Here is an 18271-nt window from a genome sequence, read left to right on the forward strand (position 1 = left end):
GGGATGAACACCCTGCGACTGGCGGCAAGAATCCCGGCCAGCGCCGTACGACCTGGTGCACGACGCGCTACACAACCATTACGCAACACGCTTCTGAGGTAAGGAGAGACCATGAACGATCATCCGTATAGCTTTGGCCGCAATGGCGCGGTCAGCACGGTCGAAACGCGCAACCGCGTACTACGGAACACCTACTGGCTGCTCGCGCTGTCCATGATTCCGACAGTGCTCGGCGCCTGGGTCGGCGTGGCCACCGGTTTCTCGCTGTTCGCCGCCACCAGCCCCGGCATGAGCATGCTGGCGTTCTTCGCGATCGCCTTCGGCTTCATGTTCGCCATCCAGAAAACCAAAGACAACGCCATTGGCGTATTCGTGCTGCTCGGCTTCACGTTCTTCATGGGCCTGATGCTGTCGCGCATCCTGAGCTTCGTACTCGGTTTTTCGAACGGCCCGTCGCTGATCATGCTCGCCTTCGGTGGCACTGGTGTGATCTTCGCGTCCATGGCAACCATCGCCACGGTCAGCAAGCGTGATTTTTCGGGTCTCGGCAAGTGGCTGTTCATGGGCGTGATCGTGCTGCTGCTGGCTTCGGTCGCCAACGTGTTCCTGCACCTGCCCGCGTTGATGCTGACCGTGTCGGTGCTGGCAATCGTGATCTTCTCGGCCTACATGCTGTTCGACGTCCAGCGCGTCGTGAACGGTGGCGAAACGAATTACATCACCGCAACCCTCGCGATCTATCTGGATCTGTATAACGTGTTCGTCAATCTGCTCGCGCTGCTCGGCATCTTCGGCGGCAACCGCAATTAAGTCTGACGCAAGGCACGGCGCCCGAAACGCCGGCCTTGAAGAAAAAGCCCATGACGAGCAATCGTCATGGGCTTTTTTCATTGCATTGCCGTTGCGCGCGGACGCCAATCGCAACTGCACACGGCGACGCAAGGCAATCAGAGACAGATCACAGGCTTAGCCAGGCGAAGCCTTCGTCCTGGGAAGCGACTACGACTTCGGTTGGCGCCGCACCCAGCACACCCGCCATGGCAGCCTGCGCCAGTTCCGGCGAGTTGTTTTGCTGGCTCAGATGTGCGGCCACCAGATGGCGCAAGCGTGAGCGATCGAGCGAGGCCAGAATTTCAGCCGCAGCTTCGTTGTTCAGATGCCCGTGATTGCCGCCGATGCGCGCCTTTAGCGATTGGGGATACCGGCTGCCCGCCAGCATCCGCACATCGTGATTGCATTCGAGCACCAGCGCGTCGCAGCCGCTCAGCACCGCGCTGATATGCGGCGTGGAAGTGCCGACGTCGGTCAGCACGCCAAGCCGGCTCGCGCCATTGGAGAGTACGTACTGCAGCGGCTCGCGGGCGTCGTGAGGAACGGTGTAAGGGAGGATGCTAAGGTCGCCGATCGCTACCGCTTCGTCGCCCCAGAGCACCTGCAGGTCGACGTCGGCTTCGTCGGCCCCCACCGCGCGGGCGGTGCCCCAACTCATGTACAACGGAATCGACCACTTGCGCGCCAGCGTCAGCGCGCTGCCAATGTGGTCGCTGTGTTCATGTGTAATCAGAATGGCGTCGAGACCTTCAACGCCCGCGCCGAGCCGCGTTAGACGCCGCTCGACTTCCTTGGCCGAAAAGCCGCAATCAAGGAGAACGCGTGTGGTAGTCGCGCCGCTTTGCGCTTCCACCAGCAAGGCATTGCCTTCACTGCCGCTGCCGAGACTGGCGAAGCGCACAGCCCGCTTAGTTCAGTTGTGCGTGCAGCAACGTCACGATGCGCTGCGCGTCGGACGAGTTATCCACCTGCCCGTTCGCATCCACCACCGCCACCTGCGTCACGGTGTCGCCCTTCGAGCGCACATTGACGAGGAATTCCTGACCCGGCTTCTTCGACGAATTGCCGCTGTAGAACAGTTTGCCGAAGAGCCCTTCCTTCTTCAGTTCCTGCATCGAATCCGCGTAACGCACGTAATAGATGCCCTTCGAGCGGTCGCGGTTGTCGACGGTAAAGTTGGTGCGGTCAAGCGCGAGACCCACGCGCAGCCACGCGCGGTCGAACGATTCCGGCAGGTCGAGCGTCGAGGCGCCCGCGCTCTGGTCAATCGTGGCCGGCGCGACGGCCGGGCGGGCATCGGTTAGCAGTTGCTTCGATTGCACTTCGGTCAGGCCGAACTTCTGCATCAGCTTGGTCAGGAACAACGCTTCCAGCGCCGGATCGCGCGGACGTTCTTCCCAACGCGACGACGTCTTGTCCTGGCCAGTCAGCACTTCTTCCATCGCGCTATGCGTGATCGAGATGTCCGTGGCGCCAGCCGGGCCACGCGACACGAGCGTGCGGAAGCTGTCTCGGGTGCCCGACGAGTAAGCGAAGTCGATCACCTTGCCGACCGTGCGACGGAACCAGTCGTCCGGAATATTGGCGCGGTTTTCAGCCCAGTCGGTCGTCATGATGCCAGTGGCCGGCGCGTCGGTTTTCAGCGCGAAGCCGTTCTCCTGCCAGAACTCCTGCAGTTGCGGCCACAGCTGTTCCGGCGTGCGGCCGTCGACTACCAGCCAGCGACGGTCGCCGTCACGCTCGATGTGCATGCCCAGCGGATCTTGCGCATTCGGCTGGCCTTCAGTGGCATTACCCGCGGCGGTGACCGCGCGCTGCGGCGAGCCGCCCAACGCCAGATTGGCCGGCGGCGCAACATAGCGCTGATCGGTCGGCGTGGTGGTCAGATCGCCCGGAACTGCGAGCGGCGGTGCGCTGCCCGCGCCCTTGTAGTTGACGCGGTCAGAGGCGAACCAGTCGTTCAGCGTGTCACAGCCGGCGAGCGTTACCAGGGCAAGCGCCAGCGCCGCCATGCGGGTTGCGTGGAGGGAAAGTGCGGAACGTTTCATGAGGTCCTTCGTGATGCTGGAACGCGGTGCCTGGTTCTGTGTGCCGGGAACGTGGGCTGGATCGACGTCGGTTAAGGGAATGCCGGTAGCAGGCTTTCGTTGGCGCTGGGGGACGGGTCGAGCCCGCTTAGCCCAGCAGGCCCGCTTCGCGCAGCGCGCCGCGCACCACTTCGTGGTATTGCGCGTCGAGCGGCGTAAGCGGCAGGCGGATTCCGCCCTGCACACGACCCAGTTGCTGCAACGCCCATTTCGCCGGAATCGGATTCGATTCGATGAACAGGTTCTTATGCAGCGACAGGAGTTTCAAATGAATCTCACGAGCGGTCTTCGCGTCAGCGGCGAGCGCGGCTTTGCACAGATCGCTCATCGCGCGCGGCGCGACGTTCGCGGTGACCGAAATATTGCCATGGCCGCCAAGCAGCATCAGCGCGATCGCCGTGGGATCGTCACCGCTGTAGATGCCAAAATGTGCCGGTGCCGACTTGATCAGATGCGCGGCGCGATCGATGTTGCCCGTCGCTTCCTTCACACCGATAATGCCCGGCACTTGCGCGCAACGCAGAATCGTTTCGTTGCTCATGTCCGCAACGGTGCGGCCTGGCACGTTGTACAGGATGACCGGCAGATCGACGGTTTCGGCGATCTTCGCGAAGTGGCGATAGATGCCTTCCTGAGTCGGCTTGTTGTAGTACGGCACGACCTGCAGCGTGGCGTCCGCGCCGACTTCCTTGGCCTGCTGCGTGAGCTCGATGGCTTCAGTAGTGGAATTGCCGCCCGAGCCCGCGATCACCGGAATCCGGCCCGCCGTATGCTCGACCGCGGTTTTGACCATCAGCACGTGTTCTTCGACCGACAGCGTGGCTGACTCGCCGCTCGTGCCGACCACGACCAGTGCGTTCGTGCCCTCTGCGATGTGCCAGTCGATCAGTTTGCGAAACGCCGGCAGATCGAGGCCGCCGTCTTCGAGCATCGGGGTAATGATGGCAGGGATGCTGCCGCGAATCTGAACGCCGTCAGTGCTTTGATTGCCGTTAGTCATGAAACGCCATGAATTTGATCAGGTAAACCGCGATTGTAGCGGATTACCCAGCCAGCTCGTAACAAGGCGGCGGTGCCACCTCTGCGCGCTCGGCTGAGCGATCCGCCTCCATAATTGCGCATATCCGCTGGACGTAAGCCGGGCGTGGCTGCGCGAGAAATCCGTCTTGAAATGCGACCACACGGAGGTGGCCGCGCACCACGTCGAGCAACTCGCCGGGCGCGAGCAAAAACGCCGGATTAGACGGCTTGCCGACACTTTCGTTGCCTTGCGCGAAGGTCTCGTAAACCAGTACGCCGCCGGGCGCAAGCGAGCGCAAAAGCTGCGGAAACAGGGGCCGATGTAGGTAGTTCGTGACCACGATCGCGGCAAATCTCGCATCCACGGACAAGGGCCACGCGGCGCCTTCGATATCAGCTACGAGCGTGGTGACAAGCGGTTCGTCTCGCATGAGGTCCAGCGCAGCCGCATCGCGGTCGAGCGCGGTCACCGGGTGGCCCAGCGACGCAAAGAACCGGGCATGCCGCCCCGCCCCCGACGCCACGTCGAGCACCGCGCCGCCCGCCGCGACCAGATGCGCCCAGTGGCGCACCCAGTGCGACGGTTCGCCGTTTCCGTGCGAGGAACCGTCCGGCATGGCAACAGGAGAGCTCATCACTTCAACGCCGCACTCAGTTGTACGAGAGGCCCATCGCCTCGCGCACGTCGCGCATCGTTTCCGTGGCGTACTTGCGAGCCTTGTCGCAACCGTCGGCGACGATTGCGCGCAACAGCGACGGATCGTCCATGTACTTCTGCGCGCGCTCGAGCATCGGCTGCTGCTCGCGCAGAATGCCTTCGATCACCGGCTGCTTGCACTCGAGGCAGCCGATACCTGCCGAACGGCAACCCTTCTGCACCCACTCGTGCGTGGCTTCGTCCGTGTAAACCTGGTGCAGCTGCCACACCGGGCACTTGTCCGGATCGCCCGGATCGGTGCGGCGCACGCGTGCCGGATCGGTCGGCATGGTACGGACTTTCTTCGTGATCGTTTCCGCGTCTTCGCGCAGGCCGATCGTGTTGCCGTACGACTTCGACATCTTCTGGCCGTCCAGACCCGGCATGCGCGACGCTTCGGTCAGCATGGCCTGCGGTTCAACCAGAATGATCTTGCGCGAGCCTTCGAGGTAGCCGAACAGACGCTCACGATCGCTCATCGACAGGCTCTGCGATTCCTGCAACATCGCCCGCGCCTGTTCGAGTGCTTCGTCGTCGCCCTCCTGCTGGTAGGCGTTGCGCAGCTCGTGATAGAGCTTGGCGCGCTTGCCGCCCAGCTTCTTCGCGGCTTCATTGGCCTTCTCCTCGAAGCCCGGTTCGCGGCCGTACAGGTAGTTGAAGCGGCGCGCGATTTCACGCGTCATTTCGACGTGCGGCACCTGGTCTTCGCCGACCGGCACGAGCGAGCCGCGGTACAGCAGAATGTCCGCCGCCATCAGCACCGGATAGCCGAGGAAGCCGTAGGTGGACAGGTCCTTGTCCTTCAGCTTCTCCTGCTGCTCCTTATAGGTCGGCACGCGTTCGAGCCAGCCGAGCGGCGTGCTCATGCCGAGCAGCAACGCCAGCTCCGCATGCTCGGGCACCTTGCTCTGAATGAAGAGCGTAGCCTGCGCCGGATCGATGCCTGAGGCGAGCCAGTCGATCAGCACGTCCCACACGTTCTTTTCGATCACTTCGGGCGTTTCGTAGTGCGTCGTCAGCGCGTGCCAGTCGACCACGCAGAAGAAACACGGGTATTCGGACTGCAACCGCACCCAGTTTTTCAGCACGCCGTGATAGTGGCCGAGGTGCAGCGACCCGGTGGGCCGCATGCCGGAGAAGATACGGTCTGGGAACATGGTTATTTAGAAAAGCGAAACAAGTGGAGTCAGAATTGCGGTAATCGCACCGTAGCCGAGTGTCACGAGCGGGCTGAGCCAATAACGCGTGAGCGTGCCCGTCATGACCAGCGCCATTACGATGAAAAAGCCGTACGGTTCGAGGCGCGACAGCGCGATCGATTGCCGCGGCGGCAACAGCGCCATCAGCACGCGGCCGCCGTCGAGCGGGGGCAGCGGAAACAGGTTGAGCACACCGAGCACGAGGTTCACACCGACGCCGGCTGCCGCCATACGCGTGAAGAACGGTTCGTCGACCCCCGCCACGCCAAGTGCGACGCTGATCACGCCCCACACCAGCGCCTGCACGAAATTGCAGCCCGGCCCAGCGGCCGCGACCCACAGGCTGCCCCAACGCGGATTGCGCAAGTTGCCGAAGGCGACCGGCACCGGCTTAGCGTAACCGAACATAAACGCGCCGCTGGTGGCGAAGTACAGCAGCAAGGGAATCGCGATCGTGCCGAGCGGATCGATGTGTCGCATCGGATTGATGGAGACGCGGCCGAGCACGTACGCAGTGTTGTCGCCGAGCCAGCGCGCGACGTAGCCATGCGCGGCTTCATGCAGCGTGATGGCGAAAATCACCGGCAATGCGTAAACCGCAATGGTCTGTATCAGGGAGGAATCCATAACTCGCTATTGTAACAACGCGATGGCGTGCGTCTGTCCGCTTTCGCTCATGCCGTCTCTTCGAGACCGAATGGCGCGAGAGAACCACGCCCTGCCCGCACCAGCACCGGCTCAGCGCCGGTCAAATCGATCACTGTCGACGGTTCGCACACGCACGGGCCGCCATCGATCACCAGGTCCAACTGTTTCTCGAGCCGCTCCCGGATTTCTTCCGGGTCGTTCAGCGGCTGGGTTTCGTCCGGCATGATCAGCGTCGAGCCTAGCAGCGGCTGGCCGAGTTCTTCGAGAATCGCCAGCGTGATCGCATGATCCGGCACCCGCAGACCGATGGTCTTGCGCGACGGGTGCGACAGACGGCGCGGCACTTCCTTGGTGGCCTGCAACACGAAGACGTATGGGCCCGGCGTGACCGACTTGATCAGGCGGTACTGCCGATTGTCGACCATTGCGAAGTTCGACAACTCCGACAGATCACGCACCAGCAGCGACAGCAAAGCTTTCTCGTCGAGCCCGCGAATCCGCCGCAAGCGCTCGACCGCGTCCTTATCGTCGAGATGACAGGCGAGCGCATAGCTTGAATCCGTCGGCAACGCGACGACGCCGCCGTCCTTGATGATCTGCACAGCCTGTTTGACGAGGCGCGGCTGCGGGTTCTCCGGATGAAGCCGAAAGTATTGGGACATTTTGACTAACGATGGCTACGGGTGGCTACGGACAAAAAGTCGAACGGAAAGTCGGACGGAAGATCGGGCGAAAGCACGTCCTTCGAACGAAGGCTTTCGCGCATATCGTGCCGTCGTGGCACGGCGCGCGATCACAACCAGCGTTCCCAGACGGGCTTGAGATCGGCAGGCAGCGGCGGCAGCGTACCGAGATCGACACGGCCCTCGCCGGGCGCATGGAAGTCGGAACCACGCGAGGCCTCGAAGCCGAAGCGGCGCGCGACGTCCGCGTATTCGCGGTACTGATCAGGCGTGTGGCTACCCGTCACCACTTCGATCGCCTTGCCGCCGAGATCGATGAATTCAGAAAAAAATGCGTCGAATTCTACCGGCGAGTATGCGTAACGGCCGGGATGCGCAATGATCGCCTCGCCGCCGGCGGCCTGGATCCAGCCGACCGCGTCCGCCAGTTTCGCCCAGCGATGGGACACGTAGCCCGGTTTACCATCGCCGAGATAGCGGTTGAACACGTCCTGTGTCGAGCTGGCGTAGCCGTTTTCGACCATGAAGCGCGCGAAGTGCGTGCGCGAAATCATGTCCGGGTTCGAGACGTATTTGAGCGCGCCTTGATAGGCGTCGGGGATGCCGAGCGTGGCCAACTGCTCACCGATCGCTTCGGCGCGCGCCGCGCGGCCGTTGCGGGTGCGCGCGAGGCCGTCGATCAGGGTTGCGCTCGTCGGATCGACGCCGAGACCGACGATGTGCACGGTGCGCGAAGCCCACGTCACCGAAATCTCCACGCCGCTCAGGTAGCCCATGCCAAGCGCCTCAGCGGTGCTGCGCGCTTCGTGCTGGCCGCCCAGTTCGTCGTGGTCGGTCAACGCCCACAGCGTGACGCCACCCGCGTGCGCGCGGCGCGCGACATCGGCCGGCGCGAACTGGCCGTCGGAAACGGTGGAATGACAGTGGAGGTCGGCGTTCATCTTTGTCTTGAGAAGGTTCTGTACTCATTTTACTGCAACGCAGTAAATGGCCGCAGAGCTATCTCGCGATAGTGGACCTCGCATCGAAACCTGATTGCAAGGTTCAGGCGCAGAAGCCTTCGATCAGCGCGGCTACCTGCTCCGGCTGGTCGTGGTGCACCATGTGCCCCGCTTCGTCGATGATCTTCTCGCGCCAGTTCGGGAAAGCCTGGAAACGCGCCTTGAATTCGTCGAGCGGAATCTCGCCGGCGATCTGCGCGAGCGTCGGCGAGTTAGCGGCCTCGACGTGCAGCACTTTGGCGGTGGCCTTGCGCCATACGGCCATCACTTCGTCGAGGCGGTACAGCGTCGGCCCGCGAAGCTTGTGTGCCGGATCGGCGAGCAGCATGAAGCGCCCTTCTCCATCCGGCTTGGACCAATGCTGCGCGAGAAACTGCGCGCGCTGCGGATCGAGGCGTGGATTGGTCTTGATCAGGCGACCGGCGACGTCATCGAGCGACGCGTAGCGCTTCAACTGCGGCGGATCGCGCAATTCGTCGAGCCAGTTGCGCAGGCGCTTGGGCGCTTGCGCCGAGTGCGACGGCGCGAGACCGAAGCCTTCCAGATCGACCACGCGCCGCACCCGCTCCGGCCGCACGCCCGCATACAGGCAGACGATGTTCGCGCCCATGCTGTGGCCGACCAGATTGACTTCACCGGTCGGCGCATAGTGGTCGAGCAGCACGTCGAGATCGGCAAGGTAGTCCTGGATCCAGTAGTTGCCGCCGCGCTCGGCGACCGGCCAATCCGACAGCCCGAAGCCGCGCATATCGGGCGCAATCACCTGCCAGTCGCCGCCCAATGCATCGACGACGAACTGGAATGACGCCGCCACGTCCATCCAGCCGTGCAGCATGAACAGCATCGGCGCATCCGGATTGCCCCAGCGCCGCGCGTGCAGACGGACGCCGCGCACGGAAATGAATTCAGACTTGGAGGTATTCATGAACATCACGCCCGAAAAAAGAATGGTCGTTCGATTATAACGAGATAGCCGGGCGATGCGTGGGGTCAGGCTATGGAAGAAGGTTTCAGTCGCGCATGACCGGCGGGGCTGGCGGAGCCGGTTGCCCGGCGTCGAGGCCAGCTAGGGCAACCAGCGCGGCCAGTTCGGCTTCGTCGAAACCGGCGTCGCGGCGTGCCTTGAAATTGAACGGACCGCGTAATTTCGGTGCGTGATACTGGTCGGCGAGGCGCGTGTAGGTAGCGTGCGGATCGAGGCCACCCTTGTCGCACAGATGGCGAAACCAGCGGTTGCCGATCAGGACATGGCCGATTTCGTCGCGCAGGATCACGTCGAGAATCGCTGCGGACGCCTCGTCGCCCGCCTGCTGCAGGCGGGCGCGGATAGGCGGCGAGGCATCGAGGCCGCGCGCTTCGAGGGTGCGCGGCACCAGCGCCATGCGCGCCAGCACGTCAGCGCGCGTGCGCTCGCACATGTCCCAGAGGCCGTCGTGTGCTGGGAAGTCGCCGTAGGCATGGCCGAATTCCGCAAGCCGCGCGACCAGCAGCGAGAAGTGATGCGCCTCTTCGGCGGCAACTTTGAGCCAGTCTGTGTAAAACGCGGCGGGCATGCCGGCAAAACGCCAGACGGCGTCGAGCGCGAGATTGATGGCGTTGAATTCGATGTGGGCGAGCGCATGCAGCAAGACGGCTCGCCCTTCGGGCGATTGCATGCTGCGGCGTTTGAGTTTGCGCGGATCGACCAATTCCGGGCGGCCGGGACGGCCCGGCAGATCTGCCGGCTCGGCGAGTTCGAGGTCCGCGGAGCATAAGAGGCTGCCGTCGAGGGCCGCGGCGTAGAGCGCCCGGGCCGCGGCTGCCTTGGTTACCGGGTCGATTTCGCGCAATGTGGCCAGTGCCGCAGTGCGCGCGCAAGTCGGCCGATTCTCCGGACTCGATAGTGGCGAAGCAGGCGAAACAGACGGAGCAGCGGAAATCATGGCAACCACGTTGGCAAAGGGAACGACAACAGGCAAGACGGGAGGCGCGGCGCTCGCTACGGCTGAGCGCCGCACGGCTCGCGGCGGCGCCAAGCGGCCTAACCACACAACCGTTTACAATACTCGATTCGACCATCTCACGCGCCGATTGCGCTGGGCCGGCAGGACAACCCGGCCCGTCGCTGCGTTTTCGGGTGTTTTGCAGCCCCGTTTTGCAAGCCCAGTCCGCCCGGGCAGCGTGGTAGCGACCGATCAAGAGGAGACACTGTGACAATTTACAAGCTTGGCGAAGCAGCCCCGACCATCCATGAAAGCGTATTCGTCGCGGATTCGGCGAACATTATCGGCAATGTGACGCTTGAGGAAAATTCGAGCGTCTGGTTCGGCGCGACGCTTCGCGGGGACAACGAGCCGATCACGCTCGGTGCCGGCAGCAACGTTCAGGAAAACGCGGTGCTGCACACCGATCCGGGCTTCCCGTTGACGATCGAGCCGAATGTGACGATCGGCCATCAGGTCATGCTGCACGGCTGCACGATCAAGGAAGGCTCGCTGATCGGAATTCAGGCGGTGGTCTTGAATGGTGCGGTGATCGGCCGCAACTGTCTGGTTGGAGCGGGCGCCATCGTCACCGAAGGCAAAGTGTTTCCCGACAATTCGCTGATTCTCGGCGCGCCCGCCAAAGTGGTGCGCGAACTGACCGAGACGGATATCGCCAATATGCAGCGCGGCACGGCAAGTTATGCCGAGCGCCGCGAATATTTCAAGGCGCAGCTCGTGCGCATCGGCTAATCAGCCGGAGCGCGCGGCGCGCACGGCGCAGCATCAGGCTGCGTCATACGACCGAGGAAAAGTTGTGAGCGACCAGTTGCAGAAATTCATGTTCAGCGCGGCGCCCGTGCGCGGCGAGATCGTTTCGCTGCGCAATACGTGGCAGGAAGTGCTGACGCGCCGGGACTATCCGGCGCCCGTGCGGACGATTCTGGGCGAGATGATGGCCGCGTGCGCGCTGCTTTCGGCGAACCTCAAGTTCGACGGCACGCTCGTCATGCAGATTTTCGGCGACGGACCGGCCAAGATGCTGGTGGTGCAGTGCAGCTCCGACCTGTCGATGCGCGCCACCGCCAAGCTCTCCGGCGAAGCGGGCAATACGATCGACGACACCACCTCCATGATCGAACTGGTCAACGCGAGCGGCCATGGCCGCTGCGTGATCACGCTCGACCCGCGCGACAAGCAGCCCGGCCAGCAACCGTATCAAAGTATTGTGCCGCTGTCGGGTGTGGATGGCCCGCTTAAGTCGATGTCCGAGGTCCTCGAGCATTACATGCATCACTCGGAGCAGCTCGACACGCGCCTGTGGCTCGCGGCGAACACCGAACGCGCAGTCGGCATGCTGCTGCAAAAGCTGCCGGGCGACGGCGGCATCGTCCCCCATCCGGGCGATCTGGACGCGGATACGTGGGAGCGCGTCTGCACGCTCGGCGGCACGATGTCGCAAGACGAGTTGCTGAAAGAAGAACCGGCAACGATTTTCCGACGTCTGTTCTGGCAGGAGAACGTGCAGCATTTCGAACCGGCCATGACGCGCTTCGAATGCAGCTGTTCGCGCGAAAAGGTCGGCGCGATGCTGAAGATGCTGGGTCGCGAGGAAGTGGACGGCGTGATCGAAGAGCGCGGTCACGTCGAGATTCATTGCGAGTTCTGTAATCAACGGTACGAATTCGATCCGGTCGACGTCGCGCAACTTTTTGTGGCCAATGCGCTCTCACAAGGAGTGACGCCGGCTGCTGACCAGCGGCACTGAAGCAGCCAGGCGGCGGTTTTTAACACCTGAGTACGGCAGTAAATAACGCGCCGCCCGCTGCCTTTTCAGGGCACATGTGGCGCGTTTTCGTCGAGCATTGCGTTGGATCACTAGCCGTGCGCGCTGCGCATGTTTTGCTTAGGCATCCGACCGATGGAGATCAAAATGAACATCCCTACTTCATTGAAGCATTGCGTGCGTTCACTCACCGTGCTGACAGTCGTCGCCGGCAGCGCCGCGCTTGCGGGCTGCGTGATGGACCCACCGGGCCCATCGCCGATTTATAGCCGCCTACCGGCTGACCAGTCGGGCATGGCCAGCACCGCCCGGCCGCTTACGCCTGAAGAACGCGAGCGCTACGATGCGATCGACCGTCAGGTGCTGTCGGATCAGAATCAGGCCATCGCCGCCGAGAACGCAGCTCAAGCGTACTCACGTTATTACTCGCCACCTGTCAGCGTGTACGGCAGTTATTACGGCGGCGGTTGGGGGCACGGCTGGGGTACGGGTGTCGGCGTAGGTTACTCACCGTACTGGGGCTGGTAAGCCGAAGCGGACACCCCGAGACGCCGCGCGGCGATCGAGCCGGGAAGCCGGCGATACAGCCCAAAGAAAAAGGCGCGGTTTTCACCGCGCCTTTTTTGCGTCCTCTTGTGAGCCTTCACGTTCGCACCAGAGCTTGCTTCCGCATTCCGCCTGCGAGCTCAACCAGCCTGAATACACTCAGTGCGTGGCCTTCTTGTCTTTCGTCGCTTTACCACCATGCTTGCGATCCGGCTTCGCGCGCGACTCAGGATTCGGCACCACATGCAGCGGTGCCGCCGACACCTCACCACGCGTAGACGTGGTCACCGAAGGCGTGTTCGCGCTCGGCAACGGCGCGTTCGGCGAGACGAACTGTACGAACACTTCGCCGTCCTTCACCATGCCCATTTCGTAACGCGCGCGCTCTTCCACCGCGGCCGTTCCGCTCTGCAAATCCTGGACTTCGCCCTGGATCCGCTCATTGCGCAGCTTCGAATCAGTGTTCTTCTGCAGTTGCTGCGCCAGTTGCTGCTGCAACTCATGCACGCGCAACCAGCCGCCATGCCCCCACCAGAGCGGGTACTGGATCAGCGCCAGTAGAACGATCAGGACAGCAGTGACAAGCCGCATGAAGTAAGCACAATAAATACACGCCGCCCTGCGCTATACGCAGGGCGGCGGGGTCAATCAGAAACGAAGGATAACCGGCTCATCGGTCGGCGCTAGCAAACAAGCCATTAGCGCAGATTGTAGAACGCCGACTTGCCCGGGTAGCTGGCGATATCACCGAGGTCTTCTTCGATGCGCAGCAACTGGTTGTACTTCGAGATGCGGTCTGAACGCGACAGCGAACCCGTCTTGATCTGACCGGCGTTCAGGCCGACTGCGATATCCGCAATCGTCGAATCTTCGGTTTCGCCCGAGCGGTGCGAGATCACAGCCGTGTAGCCGGCGCGCTTTGCCATTTCGATCGCCGCGAAGGTTTCCGTCAGCGTACCGATCTGGTTGATCTTGATCAGGATCGAGTTGGCGATGCCCTTCTCGATGCCTTCCTTCAGGATGCGCGTGTTGGTGACGAAAAGATCGTCGCCCACCAGTTGCACCTTCTTGCCGAGCTTGTCGGTCAGCGTTTTCCAGCCGGCCCAGTCGCTTTCATGCATGCCGTCTTCGATCGAGACGATCGGGAACTTGTCGGCCAGGTTCGCCAGGTAGTCCGCAAATTCCGTCGACGACAGTTGCAGGCCTTCGCCCGCCAACTGGTACTTGCCGTCGTGGTAGAACTCGCTCGCGGCGCAGTCGAGTGCCAGCAGCACGTCTTCACCGGCGCGGTAGCCTGCCTTTTCGATGGCCTGCAGAATGGTCGACAGACATTCGTCGTTGCTGCCGAAGTTCGGCGCGAAGCCGCCTTCGTCGCCCACTGCCGTGCTCATGCCGCGGTCGCTCAGGATCTTCTTCAGCGCGTGGAACACTTCAGCGCCGCAACGCAGTGCTTCGCGGAAGGTCGGCTGGCTCACCGGCACGATCATGAATTCCTGGATATCCAGGCTGTTGTTGGCGTGCGCGCCGCCGTTGACGATGTTCATCATCGGCACCGGCAGTTGCATTGCGCCCGAGCCGCCGAAGTAGCGGTACAGCGGCAGGCCGGCTTCTTCAGCAGCAGCCTTCGCGACGGCCATCGAAACGGCCAGCATCGCGTTCGCGCCAAGGCGCGACTTGTTGTCGGTGCCGTCGAGTTCCAGCAGGGTCTTGTCGAGGAAGGCCTGCTCGGAAGCGTCGAGGCCCATGATCGCTTCGGAGATTTCGGTGTTGATGTGCTCGACAGCCTTCAGCACGCCCTTGCCGCCGTAACGGCCGGCTTCGCCGTCGCGCAGTTCGATTGCTTCGCGCGAGCCCGTCGACGCACCCGACGGCACCGCAGCGCGGCCCATCGTGCCCGACTCGAGCAGCACGTCGCATTCGACGGTGGGGTTGCCTCGCGAATCGAGAATCTCTCGACCGATGATATCTACGATAGCACTCATGGTTTCCTCAAGAAATGACGTTGAATTCTTTACTGTGACACTGCACCGGGCCGTGCCGGTCTCCCCAGCAAACTACGTGCGCCCTGATGCTTTCGACGACCATTGCGTGCATTCGCCGCGTGCCGACTGAGCCGATTATGCGTGGCAATCGTGACACGCCGCGAACACCTGAATCAGTTGAAATCGCTTTCGAGGAACGGCGCGCGCTTGACGGCCTGATCGAGCGTAACAAGCGTTTCGAGCAGATCGGCCATGCGATGCAACGGCACCGCGTTCGGGCCGTCCGACTTGGCTTCCGAAGGCTTCGGATGAGTTTCCATAAAGAGACCCGACACGCCGACAGCAACCGCGGCACGCGCCAGCACCGGCACGAATTCGCGCTGACCGCCCGAGCTCGTGCCCTGCCCGCCCGGCAACTGCACCGAGTGAGTCGCGTCGAACACGATCGGCGCGTTGGTTTCGCGCATGATCGCAAGCGAACGCATGTCCGACATGAGGTTGTTATAGCCGAACGACACGCCGCGCTCGCAGGCCATGAAGCGATCTTCCGAGAGACCCGCTTCACGCGCCGCATCACGCGCCTTGTCGATCACGTTCTTCATGTCATGCGGTGCGAGAAACTGGCCCTTCTTGATGTTGACCGGTTTGCCCGAACGCGCGCAAGCGTGGATGAAGTCCGTTTGACGGCACAGGAAAGCAGGCGTTTGCAGGACGTCGACCACCGACGCAACCTGCTCGATCTCGTGCTCGGCGTGCACGTCGGTCAGCACCGGCAAACCGAGCTGACGTTTCACTTCCGACAGGATGCGCAAACCTTCGTCCATGCCCAGACCGCGGAACGACTTGCCGCTGCTGCGATTGGCCTTGTCGTACGACGATTTGTAGATGAACGGAATGTTCAGCTTCGCGCAGATTTCCTTCAGCCGGCCGGCTGTGTCAATCGTCATCTGTTCCGATTCGACAACACAGGTGCCTGCGATCAGGAAAAACGGCTTGTCGAGCCCGATTTCGAAATCGCCCAGTTTCATGCTTTCTCCTCGACGCCCGACAACTGAAGATGATGCGCGAGCGCCGCTTCGACGAACGACTTGAACAGCGGATGACCGTCACGCGGCGTGGACGTGAATTCCGGGTGGAACTGCACACCAACGAACCACGGGTGCATGCTGCGCGGCAATTCCATCATTTCCGGCAGATCTTCACTCGGGGTACGGGCGCTGATGATAAGGCCACCGGCTTCGAGCTGGGGCACGAAACGGTTATTGACCTCATAACGGTGACGATGGCGTTCGTTCACATCCTTGCCATAGATCTCTTCGGCCATCGTGCCGGGTTTGATCGGGCAACGCTGCGAACCGAGGCGCATCGTGCCGCCCAGATCCGATTCTTCGGTGCGCTTCTCGACCTTACCTTCGCGGTCGTACCACTCGGTGATCAGCGCGACCACGCGGTTCTCGGTTTCCTGATCGAACTCGGTGCTGTTCGCGTTCTTCAGGCCGACCACGTCGCGGGCGAATTCGATCACGGCCAGTTGCATGCCGAGGCAGATGCCGAGATACGGCACCTTCGCTTCGCGTGCATAGCGGATCGCGGCCATCTTGCCTTCGGTGCCGCGACGGCCGAAGCCACCCGGCACGAGCACTGCATCCAGATGCTTGAGGCTCTCGACGCCTTGCGTCTCGATCTCTTCCGAATCGATGTACTCGATGTTGACCTTGGTCGACGTATGCATCGACGCATGGCGCAGCGCCTCGATCAGCGACTTGTACGACTCGGTCAGATCGACATACTTGCCGACCATGCCGATCGTGACTTCGTGCTTGGGATGTTCGAGTTTTTCGACGAGGTTCGACCACATCGACAGATCGGCCGGCTTCGGCGTGAGCTTGAGCTCTTCGCAGATGATCGCGTCCAGACCCTGGTCGTGCAGCATCTGCGGAATCTTGTAGATGCTGTCGGCGTCCCACACGGAAATCACCGCGTCTTCGGGCACGTTCGAGAACATCGAGATCTTCGCGCGCTCGTCGTCCGGAATGCGGCGGTCGGCGCGGCACAGCAACACGTGCGGCGAGATACCGATTTCACGCAGCTTCTGCACGCTGTGCTGGGTAGGCTTGGTCTTCAATTCGCCTGCAGTGGCGACCCAGGGCACCAGCGTGAGGTGCACGAAGCACGCGCTGTTGCGGCCCATGCGCAGGCTCATCTGACGCGCAGCCTCGAGGAACGGCAGCGATTCGATGTCGCCCACGGTGCCACCCACTTCGACGATCGCAACGTCCGGCTCACCGCACGTCGCGGAAGCCGCGCCGCGTTCGATGAACGCCTGGATCTCGTTGGTGATATGCGGGATGACCTGCACCGTCTTGCCCAGATAATCGCCGCGGCGTTCCTTGCGGATCACCGATTCGTAAATCTGGCCCGTGGTGAAGTTGTTGGCCTTGCGCATCTTCGTGCTGATGAAGCGCTCATAGTGGCCGAGGTCGAGGTCAGTCTCCGCTCCGTCTTCCGTCACGAACACTTCGCCGTGTTGAAACGGGCTCATCGTGCCGGGGTCGACGTTGATGTAGGGATCGAGCTTGAGGAGGGTGACTTTAAGACCGCGCGATTCGAGGATCGCGGCGAGGGAAGCGGCGGCAATACCCTTGCCGAGGGAAGATACTACGCCGCCGGTGACGAAAACATATTTGGTCATCGCTGGATGCTCGCGGGAAAAACGGATTATACCGTAAAGCAGGGTCTCAACCCAGCAAAATCCTGGCGACATCCGCACGACAGTATGCCGCGCCGGCGGCAACCGCCGCGCGCCGATCATGCACCGTTTTTGGCTGCGGTGCCCAATCACTTTGGCGGGCCGCGCCGCCACCGTTACCGCAGCGGCGCTTCTAACAAGCAGGCCACCGCGCCAGCGAACTCGCGCGCCGCACAGCGCATGGCCTTAAGCCCCCCGCTCCAGTTCGCGCAACATCCGCTGCACCGCGCGCGCGGTTTCGAGCGGTTTTTCCATCGGATACAGATGGCTGCCTTCGATCCATTCCACATGGTCGCTCGCCGCGCGGCGCGTGGCTTCCAGACCCGCCTGACGCACCTCCTTTGAACGCGTGCCGGCGATGAACCCCACCGGCACCGGCGCCCCGCGCGCGAGGCGGGGCCCAAGCGTATGCGGCAAGGTCTTGTAGATCTGATACTCGGTGCGCCGGTCGAAAGCGAGCGACCGGGCGCCATCGGGCGAGCTCTGCGGGATGCCAAAGTCGATGTAGTCGGACAGCATCCGCTCGTCCCAGCGCGCGAACGCCGGCTTCGAGTGGAAATGCCGCCACGCCTCCTCGCGACTCGCCCACTGCGTGCGGCGCGTGCGGGTTGCCGCCGCGGGCGACAGACGCTCGTCGAGTCCGGTCCATTGCGAGACCCGCAGCATGCTACTGCGCCACCCCGCGATCACGGGCGAATCGAGCATCACCACGCCCCTCACCCACTGCGGCTTTTTCAGCGCGGCCATCAGCGACAGATAACCGCCCAGCGAATGGCCGACCAGCCACACCGGCTGCTCATACGACCGGCCGACGTCATCGAGCAGCTGCTCGACCAGATGCGGCCAGTCCTGCGTAACCGGATAGCGCGCGTCGTGACCGATGCGCTCGATGGAGCGCAGCTCATAGTCGTCGGCGAGTTCAGCGAAGATCGTCCGGTACGTCGACGCAGGGAAACCATTCGCGTGCGAGAAGTGGATGATGTTTTTCAACTGCGGCTATCTCCGTTCTGTTTTGGCGCGCGGGCCGGGTTCTGACTTGTCGTGCAGGCTCCGGGCCCGGCGGCGCGTTTGTTCTATCTAT

19 protein-coding genes are annotated in these 18271 nt (G+C 62.6%); 4 read left to right on the forward strand and 15 right to left on the reverse strand.

Annotated features, from left to right (window positions below; genetic code table 11):
• The first annotated feature begins 111 nt into the window (after positions 1-111).
• Entirely contained in the window at positions 112-810 is a 699-nt protein-coding gene (locus KHO31_RS01665; RefSeq protein WP_211622573.1) for a Bax inhibitor-1/YccA family protein, read from the forward strand.
• Between the two features lie 148 nt (positions 811-958).
• On the opposite strand, the gene KHO31_RS01670 is transcribed toward KHO31_RS01665, so the two are convergent.
• The 10 genes from KHO31_RS01670 to KHO31_RS01715 form a co-directional block, all read right to left on the reverse strand.
• On the reverse strand, positions 959-1732 hold the full coding sequence (locus KHO31_RS01670; RefSeq protein WP_097389678.1) for an MBL fold metallo-hydrolase: 774 nt from the start codon (positions 1730-1732) through the stop codon (positions 959-961).
• A gap of 7 nt (positions 1733-1739) precedes the next feature.
• On the reverse strand, positions 1740-2879 hold the full coding sequence (bamC, locus tag KHO31_RS01675) for an outer membrane protein assembly factor BamC (RefSeq protein ID WP_201073331.1): 1140 nt from the start codon (positions 2877-2879) through the stop codon (positions 1740-1742).
• A gap of 127 nt (positions 2880-3006) precedes the next feature.
• Positions 3007-3918 (reverse strand): 4-hydroxy-tetrahydrodipicolinate synthase, encoded by a 912-nt coding sequence (dapA, locus tag KHO31_RS01680; RefSeq protein WP_201073333.1) that lies wholly within the window; start codon positions 3916-3918, stop codon positions 3007-3009.
• Between the two features lie 43 nt (positions 3919-3961).
• The gene (locus KHO31_RS01685; RefSeq protein ID WP_211622575.1) at positions 3962-4573 is read right to left on the reverse strand and encodes a class I SAM-dependent methyltransferase; all 612 of its coding nucleotides are present in this window, start codon (positions 4571-4573) and stop codon (positions 3962-3964) included.
• Positions 4574-4589: 16 nt separating this feature from the next.
• A complete protein-coding gene (locus KHO31_RS01690; protein WP_201073337.1) occupies positions 4590-5792 on the reverse strand; it encodes a tryptophan--tRNA ligase in 1203 nt (400 codons plus the stop codon).
• A gap of 6 nt (positions 5793-5798) precedes the next feature.
• Positions 5799-6461, reverse strand: a complete 663-nt coding sequence (locus tag KHO31_RS01695; RefSeq protein WP_201073339.1) for a site-2 protease family protein — start codon at positions 6459-6461, stop codon at positions 5799-5801.
• Positions 6462-6508: 47 nt separating this feature from the next.
• Entirely contained in the window at positions 6509-7144 is a 636-nt protein-coding gene (locus KHO31_RS01700) for an L-threonylcarbamoyladenylate synthase (protein WP_201073341.1), read from the reverse strand.
• A 131-nt stretch (positions 7145-7275) separates the two neighbouring features.
• On the reverse strand, positions 7276-8106 hold the full coding sequence (locus KHO31_RS01705; protein WP_201073343.1) for a 3',5'-nucleoside bisphosphate phosphatase: 831 nt from the start codon (positions 8104-8106) through the stop codon (positions 7276-7278).
• A gap of 103 nt (positions 8107-8209) precedes the next feature.
• Positions 8210-9091, reverse strand: coding sequence for an alpha/beta fold hydrolase (locus tag KHO31_RS01710; protein ID WP_201073345.1), 882 nt, complete (start codon positions 9089-9091; stop codon positions 8210-8212).
• Positions 9092-9176: 85 nt separating this feature from the next.
• Complete coding sequence (locus KHO31_RS01715; RefSeq protein WP_211622577.1) at positions 9177-10088, reverse strand: ferritin-like domain-containing protein; 912 nt, start codon at positions 10086-10088, stop codon at positions 9177-9179.
• 267 nt (positions 10089-10355) lie between these two features.
• On the opposite strand from KHO31_RS01715, the gene KHO31_RS01720 reads away from it, so the two are divergent.
• From KHO31_RS01720 to KHO31_RS01730, 3 genes are all read left to right on the forward strand, one after another.
• The gene (locus KHO31_RS01720) at positions 10356-10880 is read left to right on the forward strand and encodes a gamma carbonic anhydrase family protein (RefSeq protein ID WP_172173977.1); all 525 of its coding nucleotides are present in this window, start codon (positions 10356-10358) and stop codon (positions 10878-10880) included.
• 64 nt (positions 10881-10944) lie between these two features.
• A complete protein-coding gene (gene hslO, locus KHO31_RS01725; protein ID WP_201073349.1) occupies positions 10945-11895 on the forward strand; it encodes an Hsp33 family molecular chaperone HslO in 951 nt (316 codons plus the stop codon).
• 165 nt (positions 11896-12060) lie between these two features.
• Positions 12061-12441, forward strand: coding sequence for a hypothetical protein (locus tag KHO31_RS01730; RefSeq protein WP_201073351.1), 381 nt, complete (start codon positions 12061-12063; stop codon positions 12439-12441).
• A 177-nt stretch (positions 12442-12618) separates the two neighbouring features.
• Here KHO31_RS01730 and ftsB read toward each other — a convergent pair whose 3' ends face one another.
• The 5 genes from ftsB to KHO31_RS01755 all read right to left on the reverse strand — a co-directional run bounded on the left by ftsB (position 12619) and on the right by KHO31_RS01755 (position 18180).
• Positions 12619-13050, reverse strand: coding sequence for a cell division protein FtsB (gene ftsB, locus KHO31_RS01735; RefSeq protein ID WP_201073353.1), 432 nt, complete (start codon positions 13048-13050; stop codon positions 12619-12621).
• 107 nt (positions 13051-13157) lie between these two features.
• Positions 13158-14441, reverse strand: a complete 1284-nt coding sequence (gene eno, locus KHO31_RS01740) for a phosphopyruvate hydratase (protein WP_042322785.1) — start codon at positions 14439-14441, stop codon at positions 13158-13160.
• Positions 14442-14614: 173 nt separating this feature from the next.
• Positions 14615-15469, reverse strand: coding sequence for a 3-deoxy-8-phosphooctulonate synthase (kdsA, locus tag KHO31_RS01745; RefSeq protein ID WP_211622579.1), 855 nt, complete (start codon positions 15467-15469; stop codon positions 14615-14617).
• Positions 15466-17133, reverse strand: a complete 1668-nt coding sequence (locus KHO31_RS01750) for a CTP synthase (protein WP_201073355.1) — start codon at positions 17131-17133, stop codon at positions 15466-15468. The genes kdsA and KHO31_RS01750 overlap by 4 nt, the downstream gene beginning before the upstream one ends.
• 243 nt (positions 17134-17376) lie before the next feature.
• On the reverse strand, positions 17377-18180 hold the full coding sequence (locus KHO31_RS01755) for an alpha/beta fold hydrolase (RefSeq protein ID WP_201073357.1): 804 nt from the start codon (positions 18178-18180) through the stop codon (positions 17377-17379).
• Positions 18181-18271: the final 91 nt, after the last annotated feature.

It is taken from the genome of Paraburkholderia domus (assembly GCF_905220705.1).
Taxonomy (GTDB): Bacteria; Pseudomonadota; Gammaproteobacteria; order Burkholderiales; family Burkholderiaceae; genus Paraburkholderia; species Paraburkholderia domus.

Excerpts from the sequence above, each read along its gene's own strand:
- KHO31_RS01665 (WP_211622573.1), top strand. The coding sequence starts at position 112 with ATGAACGATCATCCGTATAGCTTTGGCCGCAATGGCGCGGTCAGCACG.
- bamC (WP_201073331.1), bottom strand. The coding sequence starts at position 2,879 with ATGAAACGTTCCGCACTTTCCCTCCACGCAACCCGCATGGCGGCGCTG.
- dapA (WP_201073333.1), bottom strand. The coding sequence starts at position 3,918 with ATGACTAACGGCAATCAAAGCACTGACGGCGTTCAGATTCGCGGCAGC.
- KHO31_RS01685 (WP_211622575.1), bottom strand. The coding sequence starts at position 4,573 with ATGAGCTCTCCTGTTGCCATGCCGGACGGTTCCTCGCACGGAAACGGC.
- KHO31_RS01690 (WP_201073337.1), bottom strand. The coding sequence starts at position 5,792 with ATGTTCCCAGACCGTATCTTCTCCGGCATGCGGCCCACCGGGTCGCTG.
- KHO31_RS01695 (WP_201073339.1), bottom strand. The coding sequence starts at position 6,461 with ATGGATTCCTCCCTGATACAGACCATTGCGGTTTACGCATTGCCGGTG.
- KHO31_RS01700 (WP_201073341.1), bottom strand. The coding sequence starts at position 7,144 with ATGTCCCAATACTTTCGGCTTCATCCGGAGAACCCGCAGCCGCGCCTC.
- KHO31_RS01705 (WP_201073343.1), bottom strand. The coding sequence starts at position 8,106 with ATGAACGCCGACCTCCACTGTCATTCCACCGTTTCCGACGGCCAGTTC.
- KHO31_RS01710 (WP_201073345.1), bottom strand. The coding sequence starts at position 9,091 with ATGAATACCTCCAAGTCTGAATTCATTTCCGTGCGCGGCGTCCGTCTG.
- KHO31_RS01715 (WP_211622577.1), bottom strand. The coding sequence starts at position 10,088 with ATGATTTCCGCTGCTCCGTCTGTTTCGCCTGCTTCGCCACTATCGAGT.
- KHO31_RS01730 (WP_201073351.1), top strand. The coding sequence starts at position 12,061 with ATGAACATCCCTACTTCATTGAAGCATTGCGTGCGTTCACTCACCGTG.
- ftsB (WP_201073353.1), bottom strand. The coding sequence starts at position 13,050 with ATGCGGCTTGTCACTGCTGTCCTGATCGTTCTACTGGCGCTGATCCAG.
- eno (WP_042322785.1), bottom strand. The coding sequence starts at position 14,441 with ATGAGTGCTATCGTAGATATCATCGGTCGAGAGATTCTCGATTCGCGA.
- kdsA (WP_211622579.1), bottom strand. The coding sequence starts at position 15,469 with ATGAAACTGGGCGATTTCGAAATCGGGCTCGACAAGCCGTTTTTCCTG.
- KHO31_RS01750 (WP_201073355.1), bottom strand. The coding sequence starts at position 17,133 with ATGACCAAATATGTTTTCGTCACCGGCGGCGTAGTATCTTCCCTCGGC.